Source organism: uncultured Veillonella sp. (assembly GCF_900545205.1).
GTDB lineage: Bacteria > Bacillota > Negativicutes > Veillonellales > Veillonellaceae > Veillonella.
In genome coordinates this window covers 1-3,971 of the sequence record NZ_UQYC01000110.1, presented here as the reverse complement: position 1 = coordinate 3,971, position 3,971 = coordinate 1, and the positions used below count along the sequence as shown (strand labels likewise).

2 protein-coding genes and 1 pseudogene are annotated in these 3,971 nt (G+C 37.8%); all 3 read right to left on the bottom strand.

Annotated elements, in window-relative coordinates:
* Positions 1–104, bottom strand: a pseudogene (locus tag QZR70_RS08915) (N-acetyltransferase); the annotation flags it as partial.
* A gap of 341 nt (positions 105–445) precedes the next feature.
* A complete protein-coding gene (locus QZR70_RS08595; RefSeq protein WP_295794529.1) occupies positions 446–2,413 on the bottom strand; it encodes an S-layer homology domain-containing protein in 1,968 nt (655 codons plus the stop codon).
* A 684-nt stretch (positions 2,414–3,097) separates the two neighbouring features.
* Positions 3,098–3,971: flavodoxin domain-containing protein (locus QZR70_RS08590; protein ID WP_295794526.1), on the bottom strand; the 874-nt coding region annotated here is incomplete at its 5' end.

The following is a 3,971-nucleotide window of genomic DNA, read 5'->3' as shown; positions in this document are numbered from 1 at the left end:
GCATCGAATGTAATCGGATAGTCCTTAATTGCTGCATAGCCGTCGATTAATACCTTATGATATTCTGCTGTATCTGCTACAGTTAATTGTCTAAATTCTTTCATGGTCTTTCCCTCATATCTATATTTTTATTCATAAACTATGTATATTTATTACTTATGAACGTTATTATACACCTATATGTATTTACTTTCAAGATTTTTACATAAATATTATATGAAGTTTTTATGCCCAATAAGAAAACACAGAATGATATATTGTAATACTGGTATTTTTCTATTATAAAAGTTATCCAATATACATAAGATGTATAAATATTAATTTTACTATTTATATTTCAGGGTTAATATATCAATTATATATAAGCATAAAAAAAACAGGATGTATCGCTGAGATACATCCTGTTTTTGAGCTTTCACAAGCTCGAGGGGAAGTTATCAATATACTATTGATTAATACGGGAACCGTATACGTCGCGTTGGTTTTTAGGTTCGTTGTTAACGCGAACACGTTCTGTTTTATGACGATCGTTGTCAGCACCAGAAATACGGTCAACACGGAAGTGGTTAAGACGAATATTTTGTAATTCAGGACCAAATTCGTTCATAGCACGTTTCATGTTGTCATCGATAGGAGCACCATTTTGAAGTGCACGGTACAACATAGTAGCGAATTCGTAACGAGTCATCTTAACGTCGCCTTTGAATGTGCCATCAGGGTAGCCAACAAGGATACCATTACCAGCCAATTGACTAATATATTGGTAAGCCCAGTGATTACGAGGAACATCTGGGAATTCAGCAGTTTTGCTAGGATCGATTGCATGTGGAGTCAAGATTTGTAACAAGTTGTTATATTTGTTTTCCATATCTTGAAGACGTGCATTCAATTCAGCAATTTCACGACCCATAGCTACACGAGAGCGGGATTCAGGGGAACGTTTACCAAGACGGATGGATACGCCAGCGTTCAATTGAGTTTCGCCAGTACCTACAGTACCACCAACGGAGAACATTGTATCTTCGTTAGGACGGTAGAAAGCACCTAATGCAGCGGAGTTAGCGTTGTGGTAGTGACCATAACCAGCAGCAATTGTCCATTTGTCATCTGGGTTGAAGTCCAATGGATGCAATGCAGCCAATGCAGCAGAACCTGCACCTACTTTATTAACGCGTTTTTCAACATTACCAACACGGTTATTCAAGCTATTGATATTATTGTTGATTGCACCTGGTGTGGAATTGTTGATTTGAGTTTGCAAATCATTTGCTACGGAGTACAATTGGCTACCGTTTACAGCATCTGTGGAGTCAGCGGAAATTTTACCAGCTGCTACGTTGTGGATTTGGCGTTCTTGGCCAGCTTTACCAACGGACACAGAACCTACAGGGCTAGTGCCTGCGAAGCCACCATATGTATGACCAGCTACTGTTGCGTTAGTTACGTTAGTAGCAGAACGAGTAGTAGAGTTAGCACCTAATGCAATGGAGTTTGCAGTGGAAGCATTAGCTTTGTTACCGATTGCAATGCTGTAGTCAGCAGTCGCAGCTGCATCAGAACCGAATACGTTAGTACGTACGCCTGTTGCTTGTGCACCAGCACCGAATGCTTGTGCATGATCGCCAGTTGCTGTTGCAGAGGAACCAATTGCATTAGCATGGTTGCCATTTGCTGTAGCATCAGCACCGATTGCATTAGCTTTGTAACCAGTAGATTTTGCTTGGTGACCAAGAGCTAAAGAACGTACATCGGAAGCAGTTGCACGAGTACCAATTGCAATGCCCCAAGTTTTGTCAGCTTGAGCTTCATGACCGATAGCAATGGATTCGCTCATACTCGCTTGAGCCTTATTGCCGACTGCTAATGCAGAGCTACCTAATGCAGTATTTTCAGAACCGATTGCTACGGAATTACTATTCCAAGAGCCGTTCAAAAGTGTAGCAGAATCTGGTTCATTATCGAAAGTACGATCACGGTAGTTTGTAGTTGTACCAGCTACAGTATTGTTATAGCCATAACCGATTGCATTTGTACCATTGATTACGTTGCTATCACCGAAAGCTTGTGCAAAAGCACCTTTTACAGTATTGCCATCACCGAAAGCATTAGCTTGGTTACCATTAATGGAGTTTTGGTTACCGTATGCACTGCTAGAACCATTAGCGCTTGTAATTGTATTACCTTGACCTACAGCGATGCTAGTAGCTGTACCATTTGCAACAGTACCATAAGAAATACTATTATGTGTAGTATCTGGGGTTTGACCAGCTTGATCACCTACGGCTGCAAAAATAAAACCATCTGCTGTAGATACAGGTGTTGCTGCACTTACAGGAGCAACAGTAGCACCTACAGCTGCAGCAGCAGCCAATACAGCAAACGCTAATTTTTTGGAATGTTTGTTTTCTCTCATCTTACACCCTCACTAAATTAAAATTCTTAACCAAACACAATACAATTTTTCAACCTCTCTAAGTTCCGCCTCTCTCCTCGGGCTGATAAAATATACTTCTCACTTCTCACATAAGAAATATATTTGATTCAATTTAAGAAAAATTTATATTGTTGATTACCCGCATAGCATATCAAAGTTTTACGATATAAACAAGCCTTTTTCCCATATAAAGTTCATTAATAACTCTTCATAATTCCAAAAAATAGCATGATTACTGGCATTCTTTGTTGTATCAATATGCTCATCATTTTTAATGATGAGTAAGAAAAATCACACCTTTTTAAGGATTCTACAGAATATATTTTGTATAACTTATAAATAATCGTCGCTTTAATAAGTTTTATAAATATTTCAAATAGCCTATCAGTCCTTATTCATATTAACTTCATGAACTCTTTCTGAAATTCTAATAAGAGAATAATTAATCATTTTTCTGAATTTTATAATAATTTTATATTTATTCTTAATAGTATTCTACATCTACTTAAATAAGTTGATAAGTATACATATATCACCCAAAATATCCGCATAAGTTTACAAAACAAGGCTTAATCTATATATACAGCATCCATATTCTTTCCATAGCTATCATAAAAATCAAAAAGCTCCTACGTTCTATGAACGCTAGGAGCTTTTTATATATTAAGCTAGCAAAGCTTTTACAAGTTCTTCTGCTTTGCCAAAATCATCTGTATCTGGGTTCCAGTTACATTTAATTTCTGGTTCAACAACAGAGAATCCATATTTAGTTAATTCTTCACGAAGTACCTTTGTAGATTCACCAGACCAACCATAGGTACCGAATACAGCAGCTTTTTTGTTTTTAAACTTCAACTCACGTAAGAAGTCGAGCCAACCTGCTACAGCAGATAATACACTATTCCCTACAGTTGGGGAACCAACAGCAATGGCTTTAGACTTGAATACTTCTGTCATGATGTCATTTTTATTGGTTTTACTGATATTAAAGATCTTAACTCGTGTATCAGGAGATTCTTTTGCAATTTCATCAGCAATTTTATGAGCCAATTTCTTTGTACCATCCCACATCGTATCGTACACCACTGTAATTTGGTCTTCTTGGTAGGCTTGAGACCATTCATAGTATTTTTCTACGATTTGCAATGGATTTTCACGCCAAATAGCACCATGACTTGTAGCGATAATATCGATTGGCAAGTTAAGCTTTTGAATCTCTTCAACCTTTGCTTTTACCAATGGAGAGAATGGATTCAAAATATTAGCGTAATATTTCATCGCCTCTGCCCATAAACGGCATTGATCAGCCTTATCAGCCCACAATTCTTCTACCGCAAAATGTTGACCAAAGGCATCGTTGGAGAACAAGATATTGTCGCCAGTCATGTACGTCGCCATGGAATCAGGCCAGTGAAGCATGCGCATTTCAACGAATACCAAAGATTTACCGTTACCGATATCTACGGAATCCCCTGTTTTTACAGTTTTGAAATTCCATTCTGGATGATGGTATTGACCAACCAAGGATTTAACAGCG